The organism is Rhodopila sp., from assembly GCF_035548095.1.
GTDB lineage: Bacteria > Pseudomonadota > Alphaproteobacteria > Acetobacterales > Acetobacteraceae > Rhodopila.
In genome coordinates this window covers 297,607-324,314 of the sequence record NZ_DASZUV010000020.1, presented here as the reverse complement: position 1 = coordinate 324,314, position 26,708 = coordinate 297,607, and the positions used below count along the sequence as shown (strand labels likewise).

Genomic DNA, 26,708 nt, shown 5'->3' with positions numbered 1-26,708 from the left:
AGGCTGCCGGCACCGTGGCGCTGACATCCGCTGCATGGGCCTCCGCAGCCCCTCCGGGCGTCCGTCGGCGCGCCTCTTCCAGGCAGCGGGGCGTCGGGGCATAAGCCCGCTTCATGCTGTCCTGTCTCGTCTCGGCCGCCATGCCCTGGCTGCGGCGCCTCGATCCCGAAACCGCTCATGATCTCGGGCTGCGGGCGCTGCGCGCCGGGCTGGCCGGGCGCGTGCCGCCGACCGACGACCCGGCGCTGGCGGTGACGGTGCTGGGCCGGCAATTCCGCAATCCGATCGGCCTGGCCGCCGGTTTCGACAAGAATGCCGAGGCGGCCGGCGCCCTGATGCGCTTGGGCTTCGGCTTTGTCGAAACCGGCACCGTGACGCCGCGTCCGCAGGCGGGCAATCCCCGGCCGCGGCTGTTTCGCCTGGCGGAGGATCGCGCGGTCATTAATCGCATGGGCTTCAACAACCGAGGGCTGGAGGTCTACCGGGCCAACCTGGCCAAGCTGGCCCGGCGGTCCGTGCCTCTGGGTGGCAATGTCGGCATCAACAAGGAGGGGGCAGACCCGGTCCGCGACTATCCGGCGTTGATCGCCGCTGTCGGGCCGCTGGCCGATTATGTCGTCATCAATGTCTCCTCCCCCAACACGCCCGGCCTGCGTGACCTGCAGGGCGAGGAACAACTGGGGCGCATCCTTGGCGCGGTGGCCACGATCGCCGATCGGCCCCCCATCCTGGTCAAGGTGGCGCCGGACCTGTCCATGGACGGCCTGGCGGCGGTGGTGGAGACCTGTGTCGCCCATGGGGTACGGGGCCTGATCGTCGGCAATACCACGATATCCCGGCCACCCACGCTGGTGTCGCGGCATGCCGGGGAAGCCGGCGGCTTGTCGGGGGTGCCACTGATGGCGCTGTCCACGGCGGTGCTGGCGCGCGCATCGCGGCTGGCGGCCGGCCGGCTGGTGCTGATCGGCACAGGCGGCATATTCAGCGGCCAGGATGTGCTTCGCAAAATCCAGGCTGGCGCGTCACTGGTCCAGCTTTACACGGCGTTCGCCTATCACGGGCCGGCGCTGCTGCCGCGCCTGAAGGCAGAGCTTCTGTCCGCGCTGCGGCAGGAGGGGTTCGCCAGCGTGGGTGACGCCGTGGGTGTGCGGGCAGGGGAATTGGCGGCCGCGATCTGACGGGTCGGGGCCCGGGGATCGAGATCGCATCGAGGGAGTCGGGGATGCAGCATCTGACGCGCTTCGCGGCGCTGGCGGAGCGATATGATGGCTTCGTGCTGGACCTGTGGGGGGTCATCCATGACGGGGTGAAGGCGTTTCCGCATGCCGTCGAGACGCTGCGCCACCTGCGCGCGGCTGGAAAGAAGACCATCCTGCTGTCCAACGCTCCGCGCCCGAACAAGGCGGTTCAGCACATGATGCAGCGCATGGGGATCGAGGATGCGCTGTATACCGACATGCTGACCAGCGGCGAGGCGGTGCGCCGGGCATTGCGGTCGCCGCCCGATCTGTGGTGGGCAGAGCTGGGACAGCGCGTGTTCCTGCTGGGGCCGGAGCGGGACCGGCCGGTGCTGACGGGGTTGCCGCTGATCGACGCCACGTCGCCGGCCGAGGCGGATTTCGTGCTGAACACGGGCCCGGACGACCATCGTAACCCCAGCGACATGGCCGAGTTCGAGGATGTGCTGCAGGATTGTTTCCGCTCCCGCCTCAAGATGATCTGTGCGAACCCCGACCTCGTGGTGATCCGTGGTGGCGTCCGGGTGTTGTGCGCCGGATCGCTGGCGGCACGATACCAGGCGCTGGGCGGAGACGTGCGATCCTTGGGGAAACCCGATCCTGCCATCTATCAGCCCGTGCTGCAGCAGCTGGATCTGCCGCCGGAGCGGGTACTGGCGGTCGGCGATTCGCTGCATACGGATATTGCCGGCGCCACCGGCGTGGGCCTCGATGCCTGCTGGGTGTTGGACGGTATCCACGGCAGCGCCCTGTCGGACGGCTCCGGCGGCTTCGACAGGGTGCGGGTGGAGCAGGCAGCGGCGGACGCGGGACTATCGCCGGTCGCAACGGTGCCGCGCCTGGTCTGGTAGGGGCGGCGACAAACAATGCCGCCGCTTCGCCGCGGTGAGAACGCGATCGCCTGGAGCCGCCGGTCGGAAGGTGTGAATCGCTGTTGAATCAAATAGTTGACGAAGCACGACAGGGTTAATCTGACCCTATCTGCGTCAGTGCGAGAAGAACACCGGTACCGTCATCTCGGCCAGCAGGGTACGGGTAACGCCGCCGAACACGAGTTCGCGCGCCCGCGAATGGCCGTAGCCGCCGGCGACGATCATCGTCGCGCCGATATCCGAGGCATAGGACAGCAGAGCTTCCCCATCCGGGATGTCCTCGGCCACCGTGTGGCTTGTATCGGACCGGACGCCGTGCCTGCCCAGATGCGTCGCCAGGTCAGTGTGCGGCGCTTCGTCCTCATCGATCGGGGCGCGGGGATTGATGGACAGGATGGTGATCTGCTTCGCCGTCCGCAGCAGCGGCATCGCGTCATGCACCGCCCTGGTCGCTTCGCGGCTCGCATTCCAGGCGACCAGGACATGGTCGGTCACCGGCTCGACCTTGCCGGCGAACGGCACCACCAGCACCGGCCGGCCCGAAGTCATCAGCACCGTCTCCACGATCAGCCGGCCTCGCGTATCCGAGCGGCGCGGATCGTCCGGCTGCCCGACCACGACGACATCGGCGTAGCGCGCCTCCGTGCTCAGAACGGCGTGTGTATGCCCTTCGACGAGCCGCCATTCACCTTGCAGGTTGGCCTTCCGCAGGACCTCCCGGAATTGCGCTTCCACCGGTTCGGCCGCGGCACGGGCTTCTGCGGTCAGCGTGTCGATCAATTGATCGGGCCCCAGGCCGGCCATCGGGAAACCGGCGCCGTAGAAATAATCGGTGCTCGGGATATCGATGACGAAAACCCCGGTCAGAAAGGCGCCGTGCCGGGCGGCAAGGCCAGCGGCCGCTTCCAGCCGGACGGCACTGCGTGGATCGGCGTCGAGGTGAATGAGAATATCTTTCAAGGACATGGCTATCTCCCCGCTGATGTCGGTGCTGTTTGGTTCCCGGCCTTGCGGAGCGCCTTGATCTGGATCACGCCCGACCGCCGGAGGTGAACCTCAGATGAGGTGCGACACCGCGTCGACCTGCACGGCATCCATCGCACGCCGCCGCTGTGCGACCAACCCCTGCAGGCCCTCGATCGTGAACGGCTTTTGCAGCACGCCGAAGAACCGCGCCGCGGTCAGGTCGGCGCCCGACAACTCCGCATATCCGGTCACCAGTCCGATCGGCGCGGTTACGCCGCGCTGCCGCATTTCCTCCGCGAGACGCAGACCGTTCATCCCGGGCATGGCGTAATCCACCAGGATGAGGTCGGGCTGCCTCGGCAGGCTGCCGATCAGTTCCAGTGCCTGCAGCGCGCCCGGCGCCTCGGTGACGTCGAAGCCCAGGTCACGCAGCATCTCGACCGTGACCTGCCGCACGTCGCGGTCGTCATCCACCACCAGGGCGTACTCGCCGCGCTCGGCCACGCTGACTTCCGCGTCGGCGATGGCGCCGTCATTGTCGTTGTGCGCCGCCTGGGATCGCGGCAGATAGAGGGTGACCGTCGTCCCCTCGTCGGGCTGGCTGCGGATCGTCACGTCGCCGCCGGCCTGGCGTGCCATGCCGTAGACCTGGCTGAGCCCAAGCCCGGTGCCGACCAGGCCCTTCGTCGTAAAGAAGGGTTCGAACGCCCGCGCCTTCACATCGGCGGTCATGCCGCTGCCGGTATCGGAGACGCTGATGGCGACATAGTCGCCTGCCGGCGCCTGCAGGTCCTCGTCCTGCCGTATCGTTGTGTTGGTGGTTCGGATCGTGACGGTGCCGCCGCCGGGCAGGGCATCCCGAGCATTGAAGCACAGATTCAGGATGGCGGCCTCGACCTGGCTCGGGTCGACCAGCGCCGGCCAGAGCGATTCATCCATCTCCGATACCACTTTGATGCGGCTGCCGAGTGCGCTGCCGGCCAGGGTGACGGCATCGCGCAGCAGCGCGTTGATGTCGGTCGGGGTGGGAGAGATCTGCTGCCGCCGGGAGAACGCCAGCAGGCGGGACGTGAGGCGGCTGCCACGATGCACCGCGCTGGAGGCTCGATCCACCAGCCGGCTGACCCGCTCTCGGTCGGCATCCACCCACGGTTTGTCGACCTGGTTCAGCCGGCGTTCGATCAGCTCCAGATTGCCCAGCACGGTCGCGAGAACATTGTTGAAGTCATGCGCGATCCCGCCGGCCAGCTGGCCGACGGCCTGGAGCTTCTGCGCCTGATGCAAGGCGGCGGCGGCCTTCTCGCGCCCCGCGATTTCAACCTGCAGGCGGTTGTTGGACTCGGACAAGGCCCTGGTCCGCTCCTCCACCCGCGCTTCCAGGGCGGTCGCCTGACGCTGGCTTTCCGCGTCCCGCACCTGCAGCGCATCGGCCATGGTGTTGAAGGCGTGGGCGAGCGTGGCGAATTCCGATGTCCCCCGCGCCGGCTTGACCCGAGCGCTCAGGTCGCCTTGCCGCCAGCGCCGATCGGCCTGCAACAGGCCCAGGACGGGCTTGCGGATCAGACGGTTTCCCGCCAGCCAGGCGAGCAGCAGTGCCGCGATGATGGCGACGGCACGGACGATCGATTCCGGCCAACTGGCCTGCGCGGACGCCGCGAGGTCGGTGGCCACCGGCACCGTTCCGAACACGGGCAGGCCGCCGGCATCGGCCGGTCCCGTCGGGATATAGGCGACCATCACAGCCGCGCCGTCGGGCGCTGTCTGCGCCTCGGCCGCGGCCGTTCGCCTGGACAGCAGCGGCCGCAGCCATGCTGGCAGGGCGGTGGTCCGGGATGCCTGGCCGCCGGACGGGTTTGCGCTGGACGGGTTTGCGCCGGGCAGGCTTGCGCCGGGCAGGCTTGCGACGACGGAGCCGGCGCGGTCGGCGACCAGGATCTCCGGCAGCCCGGTACTGCCCGGCAGTGACTGGCGGACCTCCTTCAGGTGCTCGGCAAGCCAGGCGGGATCAAGGCCCGCGACCAGGATGAGCGGCTGGCGGCCAGGCTGCGATGGACCAACCGGCGCGCCGACCGGCAGGACGGGTTGGCCGGCAGTGTCGCGTCCCAGGACGCCGGTCTCGGTGACGCCGGTCTCGGTGCTGCTGGCCGCCGCGATCTGGTGGAACCACGCCAGATCGTCCGCGCGCCATCGACCGGGGGCGCTGTCGGAGCCGCAGACGAGCTTGCCATCCGGCGTGTACAGCGCGAGGAAGCGGTATCGTCCCAACCTGTCGGTGAGCCCGGCCAATTGATCCCGGCAGGCTTCCGGGCTTGCCGCCGGATCAGCCAGCGGCGCGATGGACACCGCCAGGTCGCCAACGCTGCGGATAACGGCTGATGTCGCCCCGGCGGCGACCATGGTCTGGTTCAGAACGACGTTGCCCAGGGTTTCCTCGCGGTGCGCGCGCAGCGAGGATTGCAGATAGGTCAGCGCGGCCACGACCGGGATCAGGCACACGAACGCGACAACGAACAGGCGTGTCGACAGCTTCATCGCGGCGGCCTTGATTGCCGTGGAGGACGCCGAAGGGGATACGGGGGTGGCCGCGGGGCCGGTCGTTGCGGAATTTGAAAGGCGATGCCGGCTGCAGCCGATCTGGCACTCGGACAGGTCCGGTATCCGCCTGCAAATCGGATGGTCAGAGGCATCGTCCGGCCATATGGCGGCCGTGCCAGCCTGTTGCTTGCATCATGTTGGCAGACCCGCAGAGTTCCCGATCCCAACCGCGTGCGTCTTGGCAGGCGCGAACGACGGGTCAGCAAACAATCACGAATGCGAGGAGGGAAGCGAGAGCGTTTTGCTCTCAGGGACCTTCACGATTTTGGGAAGCTGCGAGGCAGGCTCCGGCCCGCGATTCGTTACGGGCGATCGTGGGTCTGGCAGTCAGGCGGTTTCGGTGACTGAGAACCGGTCGGTTGCGACAAACGTGATTTCGGTTCCATCGGAGAGGCAGACGGTTTGCCGCGGGGCCGCCGTGTCGGATGGGGCGGGCGGGCTGGACCGGCTGCTGCCGCCAACCGAGACGCCCGCCGGTGCGCGTGCGAACAGTTCCGCCAGATCGACGGTGGGCGGTCCGTTCCAGGAGGTGATGGTGGCGCCGTGAATCCGGCCCGGGGCGGCGTCGTCCCATTCGGGATCGGGCTCCGGATCGGGTGGTCTGGCCCCAGGCCTGCGGCCCGGTCTGGCTGGTGGCGCTTTTCGCACTTTCCCCATGTGTCGTCTCCTTTGCGGCGCGCGAACGATCTCCGCGCCACCCCATTTTAGGACGACAAGGTAAACCAAAGGTTAAAGTGTCACCTTAAGACAAATGCGTGATACATTGATCACGCAATAATATTCAGCACCGCCCCGTCATCGAGCCTTCGGAAGCCGGGGGCTGTTCCGATTGGATCGGCCTCACTGGATCGGGACGGTCACGCTCAGGCCGGGGGTCTGGATCGGCTTCCGTTCTTCCGGTGTGTGGAAGCGTGAGCCAGGCGCGAAGGCCAAGCCGGAATCATCGGTCGGTGCGTGGAACACCTTCACCCCGACACTCACGCGCTGGATGGCGTCGGCCGCACCCGGGCTGATGTCGCGGTCGGGCACCGGCGCGGACACATCAGGGACCCCGGCGGGCGGCGCTGGTGGCGTTGGCAACGTGTCCGCCAAGGCAGGGCCGCCAGCCAAAAGGAAAAATAAAGCGATCCAACGCATCAGCCGTCTCCCTGCGAACGAGGTAAGGTCGCCAGTCCATGCACGCCGCGCGGATCCATGGCGGGATTGCCCGCCGGGGCACCCAGCGGGCGGTCGCCGGCCGCCTTCCATGCATTCAAGGCCCAGACGACGGTCGGAAAGGCGATGTCCGCCCATGGAATCTCCTCCCACCGGAACAGAGCGACCTCCAACGTCTCCGGCCCCGCGGCGAGATGGGGCGAGGATGGGTCGGCAAACGATGCCCGAAAAATCACCTGCACCTGCCCGATCCGTGCGACGCTGAACACGCCGAGGATGCCATCGAGTGCGATCGTCGCCTCGGCTTCCTCGAACGCTTCCCGCCGAGCGGCCTCTTCCACCGTCTCGCCTAGTTCCATATAGCCGGCCGGCAATGTCCAAAAGCCTCGACGTGGCTCGATGGCTCGACGGCACATCAAGACACGATCCCCGGACGCCACGACGGCGCCGGCGACGATCTTGGGATTCTCATAGGCGACGAAGCCGCAGTCGTCACAGACCGCTCGCTCTCGATTATCGCCTTCTGGGATCAGGCGGCTGAACGAGGTCATGCGTCAACACTTGCGCTGCGGTGCGTAGCGTTCAAGCCGTTCGGCGCGACCGAGTCGGGTGGTTGCGCGGATTTTAGGCAGCCTGTGACCGAATCGCTATACCGAGATGTCCAGCAAGGTGCCACGCGGCAAACCGCGCGGGGGTACCCCGGTCGTGGTCGGGGACGCCGGCGATGCCGGGGTAGCGGTGGGCGCCGGCGATACGGAGCGCGGGGGAACCGCCGGCAATACGCTCTGGCCGACCGGCGCCAGGCTGGTCCGCTGGATCGCGACGGATGTCTGGCGCGCAATGCCGGAAGCGAGGCCGGCAAGGGTAGCAGGCGAGAGCATGTCCACAGCATAGGACGCGGCGGTAAACGTCCGGTTAACGACGGATGTCAGCTGACGACATCCTGCATCATTTCGCGCAGTGCCTTGGCCGTGGCAGCCAGGCTGGCGTCGACCCGCGCCATGATGTCCTGATCGAGCACCGCCAGGTCACCCGCGCGTGCCGCGTTGAGGATGATGCGCAGTGTGTTCTCAAGTTCTGCCATGCCGTAGCCTGCGGCCATGCCCACCATCGCGTGGGCATGAGCAACGACCGGGCCGGGCTGGCCGCTGGCCACCGCCTGACGCAGGGCAGGGACCTGGGCCTCCAGGTCGGTCAGACATTCCTCGATCAGCGATACGAAGGTTTCCGCGGACAGGTTGCCACGCAGTTCCAGCAGCCGCTCCGCCGACAGGACCTGGCTGACGGCCTGGGCGTCATCCTGCGTGGATAGCGATTCGCGCGCCTGCTCCGCATGCGGGAACCGGTACCAGACCCGGTTTTCCAGTGTCGTCAGCAAGTCCGTCAGGACGACCGGCTTCCCCAGGATGGCGTCGAACACCGCCATTCCGGGATCGATCGCCGGATCGTCGGGCTCATCGGCGGTCAGCGCGATGATCGGGACCTCGCATGCCGGCGCAGGTAGGGCTCGGATCGCCTCGCTTGCGGCGGGACCGTCCATCCCAGGCATCAGGACGTCCATGAAGATCAGGTCGTACGGAACCCGACGCACCAGCGCGATGGCCTCGTCGCCGCTGGAGGCGATATCGACCAGATGACCTTCCCGTCGGAGCAGCGTGGCCGTGACGATCTGGTTGGCCGGAATATCCTCGACCAGCAGAATGCGCGTCCGCGGCAGGCGGTGCGCCCGCGACACCAATGCCGGCTCTGCCGCCGCGGCCTCGGTGAGCCTGTCGTCGACGACGGGACGGATCGGCAGCACCCGCGGCGGCAGAACCAACGAGATACCGTGTTCGTCACCGGGATAGGATGGCGGGTCGTAGCCGAGGGTCGCGCCCAGGACGCCGGCGATGCGCCTGCAGAGGGCCAGGCGGAACATATGCGTCCGCCCCCGATTGTCCGGCAGTGGCTGATCCGCCAGCATCGACGCCATCGTATCGGCCGGGAAGCGGGACGCGTGCAGCCGGAAGTAGAAGATGACGCCCTCCGCCGCGTTATGGCCTCGTCCCACATCCATCGTGACCGAACCGGGGTCGGTCACGGATAGCGCGAAGCCGGCCAGGGCGCTGATCAACCGGTTCAGCCACGCGGCATCGGCATAGACCGTCGGCGGCAGCGTCGATGATACATGCCACTGAAACGCGGCGCCGGTCTCCGCGCCGGACGTTCGGAGCGATTTCGCAACATCATCGAGGAAGGCGCGCAGATCGAACAGCCTCGGCTGGGGCGCGATATGCGCGGTCGCCAGGTGCGCCATCTCCTCGATGTCGTCCACGGTCGCGGCCAGGTCGCGCAGCGCCGCAGTCGCGGCCGCGCCGCGCGGGACTTCCGTCATGGCCGCGCCGCGCGGGACTTCCGTCATGGCCGTGCCGCGCGGGACTTCCGTCATGGCCGCGCCGTGGGGGGTGTGCGGTCCCGCTCCGTCCCCGCCTGCAGGGGTCCCGATCGACGGCGCGGACGGGTCTTCCGCGGTGTTCGTCGCCGCCAGCCCGTTGACGGCCGCGGCAAGCTCCTCGGTCCGCGCGCGCAATTCGGTGACGACGGCCGATGCGAAGCGCATATGCGCGGCGGCTGCCGCCTCCGTCACCGCATGCACGCGGCGCAGGCGCTCCTCGCTGCGGCTCTGCTCCGTGATGTCGCTGTAATAAAGGACGAATCCGCCCTCGGGCAGCGGCCGGCGGTGGATTTCCAATGTCCGCCCGTCCGGATGCTGGCGGCGGACCGAGACGGCGGTATGGGCCCGCAGCCGTGCGATCTGCTGGGCGAGTTCGGCGTCCGGATCGTCGACCGGTCCGAAACTGCCTGCCGCGATCTGGCCGCGGACGACTTCCTCCATCGGCATGCCGGCGCGGAGCTGGGATGCCGGGACGCCCGCCAGATCGCAAAAGCGATCGTTCCATTCCGCCAGGCAAAGATGGGAATCGATGATCGCGATACCCTCGCCGGCGCCTGCCAGCGTCGCGTCGAGCTGCCCGCTCTTGCGTTCCTCCGCCGCCCTGAGGACATCGGCCTGCGCCTTGGCAAAGGCCAGTGCCTCGGACAGTTCTCGCGTCGCGCGTGCGGTGTGAGCGGCCAGTCGGACGCGGCGGGCCAGCAGCCAGGCGGTCGCCAGGATCAGTAGCGTGACGATGGTGGCATAGATGATGGCCTGCTTGCGCCAGGCCAGGGCCTGCGCAAGGGCCTGCTGTTCGTCCATGCCGACCGCCACCGCGAGGTCGCGGTCCGGGATTCGGCTGAAGGCCAGGATTCGGGTGACGGCGTCGGTGGGGGAGCGGCCGGTCCAGACACCTGAATCAGCGGCCTGCAAGGCGGCGAACAGGGGGGTGTCGGCGATCGACACGTCGGGATCGGTCGGCGCGCCGCCCACCATGCCGCGCAGCTTGCCGTCTTTCAGGCTGACGACGAGCGCCATGCCGTTGCTGCCGAGTGCAGGCTGTCCAAGGACGGCGGTAATCGCGTCGATGCGGTAGTCGGTATTGATCGTGCCGGCGAATGTGCCGTCCGGGTGCCGCAATGCCCGCGCTGCATTGATGTGCCACTGGCGCAGCAGGGGGGTGATCGTCGGGGCGCCAAGGAACAGCCGGCTGTCGCTCCTGGGCCGGGCGGACAGGACGATGAAGAAGTCCTGGTTCCCGACCCCCTGGCCGATCGCGTCCGGCAGGGTGGCCTGGCGAATAGTGCCGGTGTCGTCGGCGACAAAGACGTCGCGGGCCACGTCGTCCACGGTCAATGCCTGGCGACGCCAGGCCGAAACATCGAAGGTCGCGGGTGATGACTGCCAGGCGGCCGTCATCTGGCTGAGCATCTGATCGATCGCGACGATCTGGCGTTCGATCTGGGTGCGGGCGGCCAGGGCCTCGCCGGAGAGAGTCGCCTGGGTCTGGCTGAGACTTTCGGCCTGCTCCGTGTGAACGCTTCGCAGCGTGATGAACCAGGTTAGCGCAATCAGCACGGCGGAGAGCGCGGCGATGGCGCCGATACCGAAGAGGAGCCTGCCTGTCTTCATAGTCCCGTGCGCCAGCTCCGCTGGGATGGTTCCGGACATACCCGGCAAGAATCTCCTAGCCGCAAACGCCACCGCTCGCCAACAACACCGTTTTCGGCTGGGGCGAGGACCGCTTGCGAACCGCGATCCGCTGCCTGACGGCGGAGGTCGCCGGCTTGCTTTCGCTCCGCCGAGCTGGCTTTACTCTTGGCCCTGTCCCTGACAGTGGCTTGGAGCCTGGCTTGCCCTGGGCCACGCCCGGTGCGATTGTCCGCCCTCGCGCCGGCCCGGACACCGGGTGCCGGTATTCCGCGGCGAAGAGGACGTCATGGCAAAGATTAAGGTGAAGACCCCGGTCGTCGAGCTCGACGGGGATGAGATGACCCGTATCATCTGGGGCTTTATCAAGGACAAGCTGATCCTGCCCTATCTCGATATCGACTTGAAATACTACGACCTGGGCATGGAATATCGTGACAAGACGGACGATCAGGTGACGGTCGACGCGGCGCACGCGATCGCCCAGTACGGCGTCGGCGTAAAATGCGCGACCATCACCCCCGATGAGGCGCGGGTGAAGGAGTTCGGCCTGAAGCGGATGTATCGCAGCCCGAACGGCACGTTGCGCAATATCCTGGACGGTACGATCTTCCGCGAGCCGATCATCTGCAAGAACGTTCCCCGCCTGGTACCGCACTGGACACAGCCCATCGTGATCGGCCGCCACGCCTATGGCGATGTCTATCGCGCCACGGAAATGAAGCTGCCCGGGCCGGGCAAGGTTACGCTCTCCTACCAGCCCGCCGGCGGCGGCCCGGCTCAGACGCTGGATGTGCATGATTTCGGCGAGGGCGGCGGGGTCGCCATGGCGATGCACAACACCCGGAAGTCGATCGAGGGCTTCGCCCGCGCCAGCTTCAATTACGCGCTGATGCGCGGCTGGCCGCTGTATTTCTCGACCAAGAACACCATCCTGAAGACCTATGACGGCTTCTTCATGGATATCTTCGCGACCATCTACCAGAACGAGTTCAAGGCCGAGTTCGACAAGCGCGGCCTGACTTATGAGCATCGGCTGATCGACGACATGGTCGCCTGCGCGCTGAAATGGAATGGCGCCTATGTCTGGGCGTGCAAGAACTACGATGGCGATGTGCAGTCCGACACGGTGGCGCAAGGTTTCGGTTCGCTGGGCCTGATGACGTCGGTGCTGCTCAGCCCGGACGGCACCAAGGTGGAGGCCGAGGCGGCGCATGGCACGGTGACCCGCCACTATCGGCAGCATCAGCAGGGCAAGGAGACATCGACCAATCCGATCGCCTCGATCTTCGCCTGGACCCGCGGGCTGATCTATCGCGGCAAGTTCGATGGCACGCCGGATGTCACCGCGTTCGCCGAGACGCTGGAGAAGGTCTGCATCGAGACGGTGGAGGCCGGCTACATGACCCGCGACCTGGCCGTGTTGATCGGGCCGGACCAGCCGTGGCTGAACACGCAGGCCTTCCTCGCCAAGCTGGATGAGAATCTCCAGAAGGCGATGAAGCAGTAACCGGCCCCGCGGTTCGGCGTTTCAGGCTGCCACAGGATGCGGGTTTCCCGTTCCGTCCGGACCGGGAAGCCCGCGAGCCTTCAATGATCCGGTGAACACCCCAGCCCGCGGCCCAATCCGGGTCGCGGACCGGGGCCAGCAAGCGCCGGCCGATGACCGGCTCGAGTCGAGCACTATTGCGATACGGAGGAAGCCCATGCCGTGCCTGACCCGTTCCACCGGTGCCCTCGCCGCCTGCGCGCTGCTTGCGGCCGCGTGGCTTCTGGCGCCCGGGGCCGCCCAGGCGCAGATCAACCCGTTTCGAAGCTGTCGCGGGCCGGTCCTGAGCCAGGCGGACCGGGCCGCCGGGCGTGAGGCGGCGGAGCGGTTGCTGGCTCAGCCCTCGCCGGAGGTCGGTGCGTCAGAGACCTGGCAGGGACCGACATCCGGCAATGGCGGCAGCTTTACAGTGGAACGCCTGTTTCAGCAGAACGGGCATGATTGCCGGGCAGTGCGTGCTTCGGTCCACTTCAAGCAGGGGCGTGAGCGCAGCTTTGTCCTGAATGCCTGCAAGGTGGACGATCGCTGGCGGATCGCCTCGTAAGATCGGTCCGCGTACGGACGACGCCATCCCAGGTCCCGAAGGCGCGGCCCGCCGTTACGCCGGTCGCAATACCTGGATCTGATCCAGGTGAAGAATCCCGGTATGCGGCAGCTCGACGCGCACGAACCGCACGGTCCCGTTGACGGCGATCTCCAGCGGGTTGCCGTCGCTGCCGCCGAACGGCGCGGATACCGCGTGGCGACCGGCCAGCTCCCATCGGCGTCCGTCGCGCGAGACATATGTCTCCAGACCGTTGGCTCTGATCGGCAGGTCCATGCGGTTAAATACGAGCACGCTGCCGACTGCTGGCGTCTGCCGCAGATCGACCATCCACCATGGGCGCGCTTCCCGCGCCGTATGGAAGCTGAACTCGCCCGAAACCGGGCCGGTCAGCGGCCCGCTCGCCTCGTCCGACCGCAACGACCAGCGGCTGAGGGAGCTTTGCCAGGCCGGCTTGCCGCGGGCGAGCGTCCCGAGTGTCATAAGACGGTATCCCGCCAGATGAAGCTCGGTCGGAATGACCGCCTCGCACATCGGCAACGACGCAGCCTCGCCGCGGCGGAGCCGTGTCGAGGTTTTAACGCGGCGCTTATAGAGCCTGTGGGCCGCCCGGTTGGAAAAGATCGCCGGGCAACTGAGCCAGTGGTGGATATCCTTCGGACCGTACCAGCCCCGGCAGGATTCGTGCCACGGCCATTGCGCCGGCGGTGTCCGGATCGGCTCCCCGACCAGGTCAAGATGTCGCCGGACGGCGCGCTCTGCCGCAGCCGCCGCAACTGCCGCCGTTCGAAATCCTGCCAGGCGTGGCATTTGAACAGCACCGCGTAGCGAGGGGGCACGTCGTTACCCATCGGATGACCTGACCGGTCGTAATGAGCCCAGGCCGGTGTTCCAGCGGAAGATGACGGCCGGAGGATGAGGGGCGGACGATGGCGGGCGGAAGCCGGCGAACGGCGAGTGTCGCCGGGCCGGTATTCCGCCGGCCGCTACGCTTTCGACAGTTCCAGGGCCCTGGCGTAGACGATCTTGCGCGGCAGCCCCGTCACCTGCGCCACGATCGTGGCGGCGTCCTTGACGGATTGTGACGCCAGGGCGTCGCGCAGCCGGGAATCGAGGTCCTCGACATCCTCGTCTCCGGCCGGACCGATCAGGACGGTGATTTCACCGCGCGGTTCTTCCCGCGCGTAGTGCCCGCACAGGGTGTCGAGGAGACCGCGCTCGACCGTTTCGAACCGCTTGGTCAGCTCCCTGGCGACGGCAGCCTGGCGGTTGCCGAAGACAGCCCGCAGATCGGCCAGTGTCTCACGCAGGCGGTGCGGTGCCTCATGCCAGATCATCGTGGTGCGGAGGCCGGCCCGCTCGGCCGCGCGCAGGGCGCTGAACGCCGTCCGGCGCGCGGCTGCCTTCTGCGGCGGAAAGCCCAGAAACAGAAACGGCAGCGGCGGCAATCCCGACAATGTGAGCGCCATCACCGCGGCGTTCGGACCGGGAGTCGCGGTCACGGGCAGTCCCTCGGCGATCGCCGAGCGGACCAGCCGGTAGCCGGGGTCGGACACCAGCGGCGTGCCGGCATCGGACACCACGCTGACCGTCTGGCCATCGCGCAGACGGGCCAGAACGGCCGGGATTTTCGAGTCCTCGTTATGATCGTGCAGCGTCTCCGTGCGTGCCCGTATGCCCAGCGCGGATAGCAGGGCACCGGTTCGGCGCGTGTCCTCGCACAGGATCAGGTCGGATGTTTCCAGCGCCTGCCGCCCCCGCGACGTCGTATCTCCGAGGTTGCCGATCGGGGTGGAAACAAGCACAAGGCCGGAAAGCGGGGCGGGTCGTGCGCCTTGCGGATCGACGGGAGGTTCAGCGGATGCGGTCACGGGCCTACTCACTCCTGGTCTTTGTGCTGGTCCTGGGCGGTTGTACCGCCGGCGCGCCGCAATATGGCTACCAGACCTCCGGTGCCGCGTCCCGGGCTGGCGGACCCGTGAGCATGGCGGCGCCCGGGGGGATGCCCGGCCCGCTGGAAGGCGGACAACGGGTCGCCCTGCTGGCGCCGATGACGGGCCCGCGCGCCGATCTGGGGCAGGTCCTGAAGCAGGCCGCCCTGCTGGTGCTGCCCGAGAGCAATCTGGACGTGATCGACACCGGCGGCACCGCGTCCGGCGCGGCGAGCGCGGCCCAGGCGGCGATCGCCCATGGCAGCCGCGTCATCATCGGTCCCCTGACATCGTCCGAGACGGCCGCCGTGGCGCCGATCGCGAAGCAGGCCGGCGTGCCGGTTCTGGCGTTCACCAACGACCCCGCCCAGTCCCAGCCGGGCGTGTGGCCGCTTGGGGTGACCCCGGGACAGCAGGTGCGGCGCCTGGTCGCCGCCGCCCAGGGGCAGGGGAAGACATCGTTCGCGGCGCTGTTGCCCGAGTCCGACTTCGGCCATGCGATGGGCACGGCGCTGAGCCAGGCGGTGCAGACCGCCGGCCTGCCGCCGCCGGTCATCCGGATGCATGGGGCCGGCATGCAGGCCATCTCCACGGCAACGCGTGACCTGTCCGGCTATGCAAGCCGCCGCGGCCCGATCGACGCGCGGATTCGCCAGGCACGCGAAGCCGGGACCGCCGAGGGACGCAAGGAAGCGCGGGAGCTGGGCAGGTCCTCGATTCCCCCGCCCAGCTTCAATGTGCTGCTGCTGGCCGATACGGGTGAGGCGCTGTCCGAGATTGCCTCGGTCCTGCCGTACTACGACGTCGATCGTTCCGCCGTGCAGATCATCGGGCCGGCCATCTGGTCGTCGCCCGCCAGCGGATCGGCCGCGGTCTCCGGCGCCTGGTACGCAGCGCCGGATGCCTCGTCGCGAAGCGCGCTGGAGCAGGGTTTCTCGGCGAAATATGGCGTGCCGGCACCACCACTGGCGGATCTGGCGTTTGATGCCGCGTCCATCGCCCGCCTGATGCTGCACGGGAACGGCGCCGATACCGGCGTGCTGACGCAGCCGGCCGGTTTCGTCGGAGCGGATGGCTGGATCGCGTTCTCGGCGGATGGGCACGTACGTCGCGGGTTGGCGGTCTACAAGATCACTGGCGGGTCGAGCGTGTTGATCGAGCCCGCGCCACAGGCGCCGTCCACGCCGGGATCCTGACCGGACGGGAGCGCGATCCGCGCCAGATCGCGCGGTCCGCGCCCGTCTATGCCGCGCGGTTCACGCGGGACGCAGGCCGATGAAGCCGACCAGACGCTCCGCCTCGGCGACGATCGGATCGGCGATGGCGGCGGCGCGGTCCGCGCCATCCCGCAGAATGCGCAGGATGGCACTTTCATCATCCAGCCAGCGGCGGGTTTCGTCGTTGATCGGGCCCAGCCTGCTGACCATCAGCTCCGCCAGAGCCTCCTTGAACACGCCGAACCCCTTGCCCCCGAAATCCCGCAGCACCGCCGTGTGCTCGGTCTCCGCCAGGGCGGCGAAGATGCCGACCAGGTTGCGGGCTTCCGGGCGTCCCTCCAGGCCGGCCACCTCGCAGGGCAGCGGTTCGGGATCGGTCTTCGCGCGGCGGATCTTCAGGGCGATCGTCTCGGCGTCGTCATTCATGTTGATCCGGCTCTGATCCGACGGATCCGTCTTCGACATCTTCTTCGTGCCGTCGCGCAGGCTCATGACACGGGCGGCCGGGCCCAGGATCATCGGCTCGATGTTCGGGAAGAAATCGACACCGTAGTCGAAGTTGAACTTCTTGGCGATGTCGTTCGCCAGTTCCAGGTGCTGGCGCTGGTCGTCGCCGACCGGCACGCGGGTGGCATGGTAGGCGTGGATGTCGGCTGCCATCAGGTTCGGGTAGACATACAGGCCGGCCGACGCATTCTCCCGGTCCTTGCCGGCCTTTTCCTTGAACTGCGTCATCCGGTTCAGCCAGCCGATACGGGCGACACAATTGAAGATCCACGCCAGTTGCGCGTGCGCCCGGACACTCGACTGCAGGAACAGGATATGCTTCTCGGGGTCGACGCCGCAGGCCAGCAAGGTCGCCGCCATTTCCAGCGTCTGCCGGCGCAGCGCGGCCGGATCCTGCCAGCCCGTGATCGCGTGCAGATCGACGACGCACCAGATGCATTCATGGTCGCGCTGCATGCCGATCCAGTTGCGGATCGCGCCAAGATAATTGCCCAGCGTGGGAATGCCGGACGGCTGGATGCCGGAAAAGACGCGTTGCATACCCTAGGTCTCGATTGATGAAGCGGGACTGATGGCCGATCCCTCGGTCGCGCGCAAGCGGCGGCGCGACATGACGCGGCCGATCTCGCGCAGATCATAGGCCCCGAAAATCTGCGCCGCGATGGCATAGGACAGCAACCCGGCGGTGATCAGGGCGCCGAGCGCCGCGAACCGTACCAGGCCCCGATGCGGCGACGCGAAAAGCCATAGTTCCGCGGCGACCAGCGCCGCCGCCATGGTGATCGACGCGGCGACCATGCCGGCGGCCCGGCGCAGCAGCATCCGGTCCGGCTGGAAATGGCCCCGGCGGTGCAGCATGAAGCCCAGGCCGGCGCAGTTGCAGATCGCCGCCAGGCTGGTCGCCAGCGCCGGGCCGACATGCGCGAGCGGCACCATGAAGGCCAGGTTCATGCCGAGGTTCAGAACCACGCAGGCGACGCCGACCTTGACCGGCGTCGCGGTGTCGCCACGGGCGAAAAACCCTGGTGCCAGCACTTTCACGAGGACGAAGGCCGGCAGCCCGATCGCATACGCTTCCAGGCACTGCGAGGAGAACAGCGCGCTTTCGGCGGTAAACTCCCCCCGGGCGAACAGCACCGAGATGATGGGATAGGCGCAGACGATCAACGCCAAGGCGGCCGGCAGCGTCAGGAACAGGGCATATTCGATCGCGCGGTTCAGGGTCCGCCCAGCCGCCTCGGCCTCACCGGATCTGACCTGGCGCGACAGCAGCGGCAGCAGCGCCGTGCCGACCGCGGTGCCGATCACGCCCAGCGGCAATTGCTGCACCCGATCGGCGAAATACAGCACCGAGACGGTGCCGGCGGGCAGCAGGCTGGCGATGATGACGTCGATCGCGAGGTTCAGCTGCGTGACCCCGGCACCCACCAGCCCGGGTGCCATCTTGCGCATCAGCACGCGCATCTGCGGCGTCATGCGGGGCCGCGGCAGTGATAGCGGCATGCCGGCGCGCCGGACGGCAATCATCAGCAGCCCGAGTTGAACGATGCCCGAAATGGTGACACCCCAGGACAGGGCATGCCCGACGGTGGGAACGAAGGGCGTCATCCACAGCATGCAGGCGATCGAGATGATGTTGAACAGGACGTAGGAGGCCGAGGCGGCGGTAAAGCGGTCCAGCCCGTTCAATATGCCGGACACCAGCGCGGCCAGGCAGATCAGGATCAGATAGGGAAAGGTGATCCGCGACAGGTCGACGGCGAGGGTGAATTTTTCCGGATTCGCCGCGAAGCCGGGCGCGAGAACGAGCATCAGCTGCGGCATGAAGATCTCGCCCAGGATCGTCATGACGCCCAGCCAGAAGGTCATGACCGCGAAGGCTTCCTCGGCAAAGCGGCGGGCCGATTCGCGCCCCTCCGATTGCAGCAGGCCCGAGAAGGCGGGAACGAAGGCGGCGTTGAATGCGCCTTCGCCGAACAGACGGCGGAACAGGTTGGGCAATTTCAACGCCACGAAAAAGGCGTCGGCGATCGGTCCGGTGCCGGCCAGGGCCGCGATCAGCATGTCACGGCCGAAGCCCAGAATCCGGCTGCCGAGGGTCCAGAACCCGACGGTGAGAATCCCTTTCAGCATGACCGGCTATTCGTCGCGCTGCGGGCGCGACAGAAGCTGCCGCATGGCGTCGGGCAGGGTCAGCGTACCCGCGAGCAAGGCGGCGACCGCCTCGCAGATCGGCATGTCGATCTTTCCGGCATTGGCGGGCACCATTCCCGCATCGACCGCTTCCGCCCTGGCGACCAGCGCGGCCGCGGTCGTGACGCCCTCGGTCACGCCCGTTCGGGCGGCCAGGATGGTCGACAGGTCGTGGCCTTCGCCCAGCTTCACCCCAAGGCTGAAATTGCGGCTCGCAGCGCCGGTGCAGGTCAGCAGCAGGTCGCCCAGGCCGGACAGGCCCATGACGGTTTCGGCCTTGCCGCCCAGCGCCAGGGTCAGGCGGGACAGCTCGCTGAGCCCCCGCGTGATCAGCGCGGCGCGGGCGTTCTCACCCAGGCCGGCGCCGGTGACCGCGCCGGCGGCAATGGCGATGACATTCTTCGCCGCACCACCAAGCTGAGCGCCGATCGGGTCGTCGTTGCCGTAGAGGCGAAAGGTCGGTGTCCCGACGGCCAGCCGGACCGCTTCCCGCAGCGCCGCATCGGTGCTGGCGACGACAGAGGCGGCCGGCAGGCCGGCGGCGACTTCATGCGCGAAATTGGGGCCGGTCAGGACCGCGAGAGGATGGTCCGGCGCGGCGTCCGCCAGGATTTCCAACGGCAGCTTGTGGCTGCCGATCTCCACGCCCTTGGCGCACGCGACAAGCGGCACCGTGCCGCCGATCCGCCCCATGTTCGCTCGGATATGCTGTGTCGGGACGGCCACGAATACCAACTCGGCATCCACCGGCGCCACGTCGGCAATCCGCAGCGATTCGGGCAGGAGAGCACCGGGCAGCCTGGGGTTGAGCCGGTCGCGCCGCATCTGGCCGGCCTTGGCGGCATCGCGGGCGACCAGGGTGACCGCCTGACCCGCGCGGCAGGCCTGCAGCGCCAGGGCGGTGCCCCAGGCACCGGCGCCCAGCACGGCGATTTTGGTCATGGCGGTCCTACTCAATGGCGGTCCTACTCATCGGCCAGCCGGATCAGGTCGGTCCTGGCGCCCGGTTCGGCGGTGCCGAGCGCGCGCAACACGGCGTCGGCGATAAGGCCGGCCTGCGCGGGGAAGCGGTACGGCGGGTTGATGACCAGCAGGCCGCAGCCGTTCATCCGTCCCGGGTCGGTGGGATCACGCAGATACAGATGCACGGCCATGATGTCCCGAATCGAAAGGTCCCGCACGATATCCAGGAAGCCGCGGACGGATGCGAGATGTTTGATCGGATACCAGGCCGCGAAGATGCCGTGGCCGAAGCGGCGGTGGCCTCGCGCCAGGCCTTCGGCCACGGTGGCGAACTCATCCGCCGCCTCATAGGGCGGATCGATCAGCACCAGGCCGCGTTTCTCTCGGGGCGGCAGCAATGAGCCCAGCGCTTCCCAGCCGGATCGGTGGTGCACGCTGACGCGCGGGTCGGCGCGAAACAGATGGCGCAGCGCGTGCACCGCCTCGGGCAGTGTATCGCAGCAAACCAGCCTGTCTTGCGGCCGCAGCAGGGCTTCGGCCAGGCGGGGTGAACCAGGATACAATCCAAGCCGCCGCACCAGGCTGAGATACCCGGCCAGTGGTCCGGTGGCGGGAGCGTCCATCAGCCGCAGGATGCCCTGCCGCGCCTCACCAGTGCGGCGTGCGGCGGCGTCTTCCAGGTCGTACTGGCCAAGGCCCGCATGGGTATCCAACACGCTGAACGGTGCCGGCTTCTGGCGCAGAGCCTCGATCAGCGCGACCAGGAGGGCGTGCTTGAAGCAGTCGGCGAAATTTCCGGCGTGAAAGGCGTGCCGATAGTTCATGGCGGCGCCTGACGGGCTGCCAACGTCTCCAGGGGCCAGCGCGGGCGGGCGTCGATCGACATCGGGTCGGTCAGGCCCAACCGCAGGCGCTCGATGGCTGCCCAGGCGACCATGACGGCGTTGTCGGAACACAGCCGCAGCGGCGGAGCGACCAGGCTGTATCCAGCCTGGTCCGCCGCTTCTGTCAGTGCATCGCGAATCGCCAGGTTGGCGGCGACGCCGCCGGCGATCACCAGCAATCGCGCGGCCGGCCAGCGTTGGCGCATCATGCTCATCGCGTGGGCGGCGCGGTCCGCCAGCACGTCGGCGACGGCCTGCTGGAAACCGGCGGCGATGTCCGCGGCCTGTCGACGTGTCAGGGAGGCGTCGGCGGTGCGCGCGATGGTCTGAATGACCGCGGTCTTCAGGCCGGAGAAGCTCAGATCGCATCCCTCCCGCCGCAGCATCGGGCGGGGAAACATGTGGGTGGCGCGGTCGCCTTCCAGCGCCAGCCTTTCCAGTGCCGGGCCGCCGGGCCAGCCCAGGCCCAGTTGCTTGGCCACCTTGTCGAACGCCTCTCCGGCTGCGTCGTCGATCGTGCCGCCCAGACGGTGATACTGGCCGACGCCGGTCACCGCGATGCACTGCGAGTGGCCGCCCGAGAGCAGGAACAACAGATAGGGGAATCGCGCGCCGTCCGGCACCAGGTCGGGAAGCCGCGCCGTCAGCGCGTGGGCTTCCAGATGATTGATCGCCAGGTAGGGCAGGCCGCCCGCCAGGGCGATGCCCTTGGCAAGCTGGGTGCCGACGATCAGGCCGCCGATCAGTCCCGGCCCGGCCGTGGCCGCAACCGCGCCCAGATCGGCGATGCCGATCCCGGCCTGCCGCAGCACATCCTGGACCATGCGGGGCAGGTAGTGCAGATGGGCACGGGCGGCGATTTCCGGTACCACCCCGCCGAAAGCCTGATGTTCGGCTCGTTGCGTCAGCACCTCTTCAGCCAGCACACGGCCCGTGCCATCCAGGACGGCGACGGCGGTCTCATCGCAGGAGGTTTCGATGCCGAGGACCGGCTTCATCGGTGTGTTTACGAACATGATGGCTTCATATGGGGTCGCGGACTCGTCCGATGCCGGCGTGCGGGCAGGCCGGCGGCGTCGCGATAGCCCGGATGCGCGCCCGGTGCCAGCCATCCGTCCCGTCGCGGCGCCTGCTTGCACCATCCCGTGCGCGGCATCCTGATCACCCGGCCGGAACCGGGCGCCTCGGAAACCGCGGCGCGCCTGAAGGCGATGGGTATGATGCCCATCGTGGCGCCGGTCCTGGAGATAGCGGCCGTCGACATGCCGCCCAGCCGGCTGGATCATATCGCGGGCACGTTGCTGACCAGCCGCAACGCGGTCGGCTCTTGCCCGGTGTGTTGCCACGGACGCCCGGCCTTCGCCGTGGGCGATACGACCGCCATGCAGGCCCGTGGGACGGGGTTCATGGATGTCCATAGCGCGGGCGCCGACGCCGTGGCGCTGGCGGAGCTGGTAGCCGCCATGCTGGATCCGCGGGCCGGTCCGCTTTTTCTGCCCGCCGGCCAGGGCCAGGGCCAGGCGCTTGCGCGCGACCTGCGTGCCCGCGGCTTTCGGGTGATCCGGCGCGTGGTCTATCGGGCGAAACTGCCCGATGCGCTGCCGGAAGCGGCGCGGCGGCATCTGGCCGATGGGGATGTCGGCGCCGCCCTGTTCTTTTCCGCCGATAGCGCCCGCCATTTCGTGACGCTCGTCCGCAAGGCCGGCCTCGGCGACGCCGTCAAGCGCGTCGAGGCGGTGGCTATCAGCGGCCGGGCAATCGTGCCATTAAGCGCACTGCCTTGGCGGCGTATCAGCGTCGCCGCGAAGCCCAACCAGGATGCGATGCTGGCACTGCTGTCATGAGTGATCGTCCCGCGAACCTCCCGCCATCGGCGCCGACCGCGGCCCCAACGGTCTCGCTGCAGCCCCAGAGGATAAATGCCTCCGACATCCCGCTGCGGTGGCTGGCCGGCATCGGCTTCCTGCTGCTGGCTGTGGCCCTGTTTTATGTCTGGCAGTTTCCGATAACCCCCGCCCAGGTCGCCATCAGCGCCGACCATATCCGGGCGGTGGACCAGCATCTTCAGGCGGTCGATGCCCGCGTGAGCCGGATAGAGCAGATGCCGGCGCCGCCCTCGGCGGCCGATATCGGCAAGGTGAATGCACGGATAGACGCGCTGGATGGTCGAATCGGCGACCAGGTCCAGCTCTCCGGGCGCCTGGACCAGACTGCCGGACGCATCGAAGCGCTGTCGGCGCGGACCCAGTCCGCCATTGACGGGCTGAAGCAGCAGCTCGACGCGGCCAATGCGAAGATCGCGTCCTTGCAGGCGGCGACCACCACGGTGGCGACCGCCGCGGCGCGCGTCGACCGGCTCATCAAGATCCAGGCCGCGTCCATCGCCCTCTCCAATGGCCGTCCCCTCGGCGTCCTCGCCGACGCCCCGCCCGCGCTGGCGCGATTTGCCGACAAGCCGCCACCGACCGAAGCGCAGCTTCGGCTGTCCTTCCCGGCGGTCCAGCGGGCCGCGCTTGCGGCCAGCCGGGTGGACATGAGCGACAAGCCGTTGCTGGACCGCGCCCTGGGTCGGGTGGAGGATCTGATGACGCTGCGTCGCGGCAATGACGTGCTAGTCGGCCACTCGACGGCCGCCGCCCTGGCGCAGGCGGATGCGGCGGTTCAGGCCGGTGACTTTCCCGCCGCGCTGAAGGCGATGAGCCAGATGGATGCCAATGCCCAGAAGGCGAGCGCGGACTGGGTGGCGCAGGTGAAATCCCTGCTGGATGCCAGGGCGGCGCTGACAGACATGGCGGCGCACGCCTGATGCGCCGCGTCATCGGCCTGGTGGTCGTCGGTGTCATCGTCGTCGCCATCGCCTGGGGACTGGCAAACCTCTCGGGGCATGTCAGTGCGTCGATCGGGGCGTTCCGGGTCGAAACCTCGGCGTCGGTCGCCGTGCTGGCGCTGATCGTCGCGTTCATCCTCGGCGTGATCGTGCTGCGCATTCTGGTCTGGCTGTTCACGCTGCCGTGGTCAGGTTCGGCGTGGCGCCGGCGCATGCAGGTCCGCAATGGGGAGCGGGCGATCACCCAGGTGCTGGTCGCCCTGGCCGCGGGCGAGGATCGGGTGGCGCGCCGGGAAGCCAGGCGGGTTCGGGACTTGCTGGGTGACTCGCCACAGACTCTGCTGCTGGCGGCCGAGGCCGGTCGGATGGGCAATCGGGAGGATGAGGCGGAAGCCGCCTATCGCGCGTTGACGAAGCGGCCCGACGGGAAGTTCCTGGGATTTCGCGGATTGCTGCGGCAGGCGATTGAACGGCGTGATTGGACCAGCGCCAGTGCCTTTGCCCGGGAGGCCGAGGCGGCGCTGCCCGGCACCGCCTGGCTGCGGCAGCAACGGGCGGAATTGGCGGTGCACAACGATGCCTGGGCCGAAGCCGCGGAGCTGTGCGATCAGCCCAGGCAGCGGGCCGTCTATCTGGTCGCCGCGGCCGAGGGGGAGAGCGATTCTTCCAAGGCGCTGTCGCACGCCAAGCTGGCCTGGCGGATCGATCCGGGATTCACGCCGGCAGTCCTGGCTTACGCGCGGCGCCTGCGCCGAGCGGGCAAGGAAAGACGGGCTCTTGGCGCCTTGGCCGAGGCCTGGCGGAAGGCGCCGAATCCCGCTCTCGCGGAGATGGCTCTGGCGAAGGCCCCGAACCCGTTGGCGCGGTATGAAGCCGCGAAGCGATTGGTGGTGCCGAACCCGACCCATCCGGAGAGCCGGTTGCTGGTGGCGCGGACCGCCATCGAGGCCGGAAAGCTGACGGAAGCCCACCAGGCGATCGACGCGGCCAGGACCGAGGGGATGAACCAGCGCCGCCTGTGGCTGCTGATCGCCGAACTGGCCGAGATCGAGAAAGGCGGCACTGAGGAGGGGCAGGCGGCTCAGCGTGATGCGTTGCGGCACGCCGCCATCGCGGACCCCGACCCGGCATGGCATTGCGCCAACTGCCGTGCGGTGTCCCTGGCGTGGACGCCGCGTTGTCCGTCCTGCGGCTCCGCCGGAACGCTGACCTGGCGGGCGGATTCCCCCGTGTTGACCTTGCCGGGTGTCGTTGCCGGCGATGCGGCGGCGGTGCCGTCGGTCTGACTGGCGCGGCGTACGCGGTGCCGCGGCCTGGCGACAGGGTCACGGCCGTTGCCGTTCCCCGGATCGATGGACGATCCGGCACTCGTTTCTTCCGCGTATTCCTGGTCGCCGCCTGCACCATGTTCAGCAGCGCGAGCCCGACGGCATGGTCTTCCGCCGCCGGTTCGCCGCGGCGATCAGCAGCCCCGGCACCAGCGAAGCCAGCACCGATGACAGCATGCCGGCGGCCGGCTTGATGACATCAGGCGATTCCTTGATCAGACGGGCGATCAGATGGGCGGTGGGCAGCAGCCGGTGCAGGTACGGTCCCAACGGGCCGGCCGAGAAAATGCCGGCGGCGACCAGAAGGCTGGCCTCCCAGAAGGCTGCTTCCTTCCCAGAAGGCTGCCTGCCAGAACGCTGCCTCCCGGAAGGTCGGCCTCAATGCTGTTCACCGCGTGCGTGGCCGGCGTCTGACGTCCGCGCGGACATGACGGAAGTTCAGCACCGCCGGGTCGGCCACGACCGGGCCAGGCGCGATTGCAACGATCACCTGTTCCGCGATGGGAGCGAAATCCGCCCTGAAATGCACCGAGGACTTCAGTGCGATGATCGGGCATTCGGCCGGTTCGATACCGACATGACGCAGGATCGCCTGGTCCAGCGCCTGCATCTTCCGCGACGTGACCATGACCCGCACGCCGTCGATGTCGATCAGCGCGCTGTCGCCGACATTGCCCGGATTGCCGGCGCCCATCGGGCCGGTCAGCGTGAACACACCGTCCGTCACCTTGTCGACCCGAGCCTTGCAGCGGAACGGCATGCCGTCCGACTTGCCGCCCAGCGCGAGGTCGACCGTTGCGCCAACTCTGGCGGCATGGCAGGCGGCGGCGCTCTCGGCGTCATTGATCAGGCAGACGACGGCGCCCTTGGCGCCCTGCTTCACCAGTTCACTCAGCAGTTCCGTGGTGTCGCCGTGGCCGCCACCGCCCGGATTGTCCTGCGTATCGGCCAGCACCACCGGCCGTTTGGCTCCGGCGGCGATCCGTTTCGCTTCCGCCACCGCGGCGGCCGACGGCAGGGTATCCTGCACGAAACTGGCTTCTTGCGCGGCGACGAAGGCGAGGAAAGCGTCTGCCGCGGCATCGGCCTGCGGCTGGGTGTCGGCGAAGGCGGCGATGGCGGCGCCGCAACCGTCGAAATCGGCGTAGGGAAAGCCAAAGCAGAAGGCCAGTTCGACCGCGCCGAGCCGATCCTGCAATCCGGCGCGCTCGGTCATGACCGGCTGCATCGGCGGCATCAGCGTGCACTGGCTGCCCAGCGGGATCCAGAAATCCAGGGTGCGAAACGCCTTTGCCCAGGGTGTCTTGCGCTCGATCCGCTGCAGCAGCAGCCGCATCGCCTGTGCCCCGGCGAATTTCATATCGACATGTGGATAGGTGCGGAACGGCACGACCGCGTCGGCAAACCGCACCATCGCCGCCGTCAGGTTGGCGTGCGGGTCCAGGCTGATCGTCAGTGGCGTCGCCTCGCCCACGATCGCCCGCACGCGCCGCAGCAGCTCCGCCTCGGCATCCGGGAAACTTTCCACCACCGCCGCGCCGTGCAGATCCAGGTAGACGCCGTCCAGCCTGCCCTCATCCAGCGCCGCGGACAGCGGTGCGCAGATACGCGCGGCGAGCCGCTCGAACGCCTCGTCCTCCACCGGCCCGGCCGGGTTGGCGAAGCCCCAGGCCAACGGGACCAGCGTCGCCCCGGCTGCCTCGGCGACCCCGATCGCACCCGCCAGCGGTACCGATCGAGGCCGGATCGCGCCGATCAGTTCGTCGCCGGCGGTGAACGGCGGCAGGCCGCCGGGGCTGAGGAAATCCGCATAGGTCGTGGGCCGCGGGGCGAAGGAGTGGCTTTCGTGCAGGAAGCCACCGACAGCGATACGCAT

Annotated in this window: 22 protein-coding genes; 8 read left to right on the top strand and 14 right to left on the bottom strand. The window is 68.3% G+C overall.

The features are described from left to right. Positions 1–113 precede the first annotated feature (113 nt). Both VHC04_RS15970 and VHC04_RS15965 read left to right on the top strand, forming a co-directional pair. On the top strand, positions 114–1,178 hold the full coding sequence (locus VHC04_RS15970) for a quinone-dependent dihydroorotate dehydrogenase (RefSeq protein WP_325683022.1): 1,065 nt from the start codon (positions 114–116) through the stop codon (positions 1,176–1,178). A gap of 44 nt (positions 1,179–1,222) precedes the next feature. Next, positions 1,223–2,089 (top strand): TIGR01459 family HAD-type hydrolase, encoded by an 867-nt coding sequence (locus VHC04_RS15965; protein WP_325683020.1) that lies wholly within the window; start codon positions 1,223–1,225, stop codon positions 2,087–2,089. 135 nt (positions 2,090–2,224) lie between these two features. Here VHC04_RS15965 and VHC04_RS15960 read toward each other — a convergent pair whose 3' ends face one another. The 5 genes from VHC04_RS15960 to VHC04_RS15940 all read right to left on the bottom strand — a co-directional run bounded on the left by VHC04_RS15960 (position 2,225) and on the right by VHC04_RS15940 (position 10,910). Beyond that, positions 2,225–3,076: a universal stress protein gene (locus VHC04_RS15960; protein WP_325683018.1), complete on the bottom strand. Its 852-nt coding sequence runs from the start codon at positions 3,074–3,076 to the stop codon at positions 2,225–2,227. Positions 3,077–3,166: 90 nt separating this feature from the next. Then, positions 3,167–5,608: an ATP-binding protein gene (locus VHC04_RS15955; RefSeq protein WP_325683016.1), complete on the bottom strand. Its 2,442-nt coding sequence runs from the start codon at positions 5,606–5,608 to the stop codon at positions 3,167–3,169. A gap of 903 nt (positions 5,609–6,511) precedes the next feature. Further along, on the bottom strand, positions 6,512–6,700 hold the full coding sequence (locus tag VHC04_RS15950; RefSeq protein WP_325683014.1) for a hypothetical protein: 189 nt from the start codon (positions 6,698–6,700) through the stop codon (positions 6,512–6,514). A 107-nt stretch (positions 6,701–6,807) separates the two neighbouring features. Continuing rightward, positions 6,808–7,377, bottom strand: a complete 570-nt coding sequence (locus tag VHC04_RS15945; RefSeq protein WP_325683012.1) for an NUDIX hydrolase — start codon at positions 7,375–7,377, stop codon at positions 6,808–6,810. 377 nt (positions 7,378–7,754) lie between these two features. After that, on the bottom strand, positions 7,755–10,910 hold the full coding sequence (locus VHC04_RS15940) for a PAS-domain containing protein (protein WP_325683010.1): 3,156 nt from the start codon (positions 10,908–10,910) through the stop codon (positions 7,755–7,757). A gap of 268 nt (positions 10,911–11,178) precedes the next feature. Between VHC04_RS15940 and VHC04_RS15935 the strand changes: the two genes are divergently transcribed. Then, entirely contained in the window at positions 11,179–12,399 is a 1,221-nt protein-coding gene (locus VHC04_RS15935; RefSeq protein ID WP_325683008.1) for an NADP-dependent isocitrate dehydrogenase, read from the top strand. 196 nt (positions 12,400–12,595) lie between these two features. Next, entirely contained in the window at positions 12,596–12,982 is a 387-nt protein-coding gene (locus VHC04_RS15930; protein WP_325683007.1) for a hypothetical protein, read from the top strand. Between the two features lie 54 nt (positions 12,983–13,036). Here VHC04_RS15930 and VHC04_RS15925 read toward each other — a convergent pair whose 3' ends face one another. Continuing rightward, positions 13,037–13,465 (bottom strand): hypothetical protein, encoded by a 429-nt coding sequence (locus VHC04_RS15925; RefSeq protein ID WP_325683005.1) that lies wholly within the window; start codon positions 13,463–13,465, stop codon positions 13,037–13,039. A 503-nt stretch (positions 13,466–13,968) separates the two neighbouring features. Then, entirely contained in the window at positions 13,969–14,853 is an 885-nt protein-coding gene (rsmI, locus tag VHC04_RS15920) for a 16S rRNA (cytidine(1402)-2'-O)-methyltransferase (RefSeq protein WP_325683003.1), read from the bottom strand. Here rsmI and VHC04_RS15915 point away from each other — a divergent pair. Continuing rightward, positions 14,844–16,109: a penicillin-binding protein activator gene (locus tag VHC04_RS15915; RefSeq protein WP_325683001.1), complete on the top strand. Its 1,266-nt coding sequence runs from the start codon at positions 14,844–14,846 to the stop codon at positions 16,107–16,109. The genes rsmI and VHC04_RS15915 overlap by 10 nt on opposite strands. Positions 16,110–16,169: 60 nt before the next feature. On the opposite strand, the gene trpS is transcribed toward VHC04_RS15915, so the two are convergent. From trpS to tsaD, 5 genes are read right to left on the bottom strand one after another with little or no spacing between them, the layout of a single operon-like run. Then, positions 16,170–17,177, bottom strand: a complete 1,008-nt coding sequence (gene trpS / locus VHC04_RS15910; RefSeq protein WP_325682999.1) for a tryptophan--tRNA ligase — start codon at positions 17,175–17,177, stop codon at positions 16,170–16,172. Positions 17,178–17,180: 3 nt separating this feature from the next. Next, a complete protein-coding gene (gene murJ / locus VHC04_RS15905; protein WP_325682997.1) occupies positions 17,181–18,770 on the bottom strand; it encodes a murein biosynthesis integral membrane protein MurJ in 1,590 nt (529 codons plus the stop codon). Between the two features lie 6 nt (positions 18,771–18,776). Then, a complete protein-coding gene (locus VHC04_RS15900) occupies positions 18,777–19,772 on the bottom strand; it encodes an NAD(P)H-dependent glycerol-3-phosphate dehydrogenase (RefSeq protein ID WP_325682995.1) in 996 nt (331 codons plus the stop codon). Positions 19,773–19,795: 23 nt separating this feature from the next. Further along, on the bottom strand, positions 19,796–20,617 hold the full coding sequence (locus tag VHC04_RS15895; RefSeq protein ID WP_325682993.1) for a 23S rRNA (adenine(2030)-N(6))-methyltransferase RlmJ: 822 nt from the start codon (positions 20,615–20,617) through the stop codon (positions 19,796–19,798). After that, positions 20,614–21,693, bottom strand: coding sequence for a tRNA (adenosine(37)-N6)-threonylcarbamoyltransferase complex transferase subunit TsaD (tsaD, locus tag VHC04_RS15890; RefSeq protein ID WP_325682991.1), 1,080 nt, complete (start codon positions 21,691–21,693; stop codon positions 20,614–20,616). Before tsaD ends, VHC04_RS15895 begins: the two co-directional genes overlap by 4 nt. 117 nt (positions 21,694–21,810) lie before the next feature. Here tsaD and VHC04_RS15885 point away from each other — a divergent pair, with 117 nt between their 5' ends. The 3 genes from VHC04_RS15885 to VHC04_RS15875 are packed head-to-tail and all read left to right on the top strand — an operon-like array spanning position 21,811 to position 24,790. Next, positions 21,811–22,521 (top strand): uroporphyrinogen-III synthase, encoded by a 711-nt coding sequence (locus VHC04_RS15885; protein WP_325682989.1) that lies wholly within the window; start codon positions 21,811–21,813, stop codon positions 22,519–22,521. Then, positions 22,518–23,483: a COG4223 family protein gene (locus VHC04_RS15880; RefSeq protein ID WP_325682987.1), complete on the top strand. Its 966-nt coding sequence runs from the start codon at positions 22,518–22,520 to the stop codon at positions 23,481–23,483. Before VHC04_RS15885 ends, VHC04_RS15880 begins: the two co-directional genes overlap by 4 nt. Beyond that, positions 23,483–24,790: a heme biosynthesis HemY N-terminal domain-containing protein gene (locus VHC04_RS15875; RefSeq protein ID WP_325682985.1), complete on the top strand. Its 1,308-nt coding sequence runs from the start codon at positions 23,483–23,485 to the stop codon at positions 24,788–24,790. Before VHC04_RS15880 ends, VHC04_RS15875 begins: the two co-directional genes overlap by 1 nt. Before the next feature lie 123 nt (positions 24,791–24,913). On the opposite strand, the gene VHC04_RS15870 is transcribed toward VHC04_RS15875, so the two are convergent. Together VHC04_RS15870 and VHC04_RS15865 are read right to left on the bottom strand one after the other, a co-directional pair. Then, on the bottom strand, positions 24,914–25,102 hold the full coding sequence (locus tag VHC04_RS15870; protein ID WP_325682983.1) for a hypothetical protein: 189 nt from the start codon (positions 25,100–25,102) through the stop codon (positions 24,914–24,916). 118 nt (positions 25,103–25,220) lie between these two features. After that, positions 25,221–26,708, bottom strand: coding sequence for a M81 family metallopeptidase (locus VHC04_RS15865; RefSeq protein WP_325682981.1), 1,488 nt, complete (start codon positions 26,706–26,708; stop codon positions 25,221–25,223).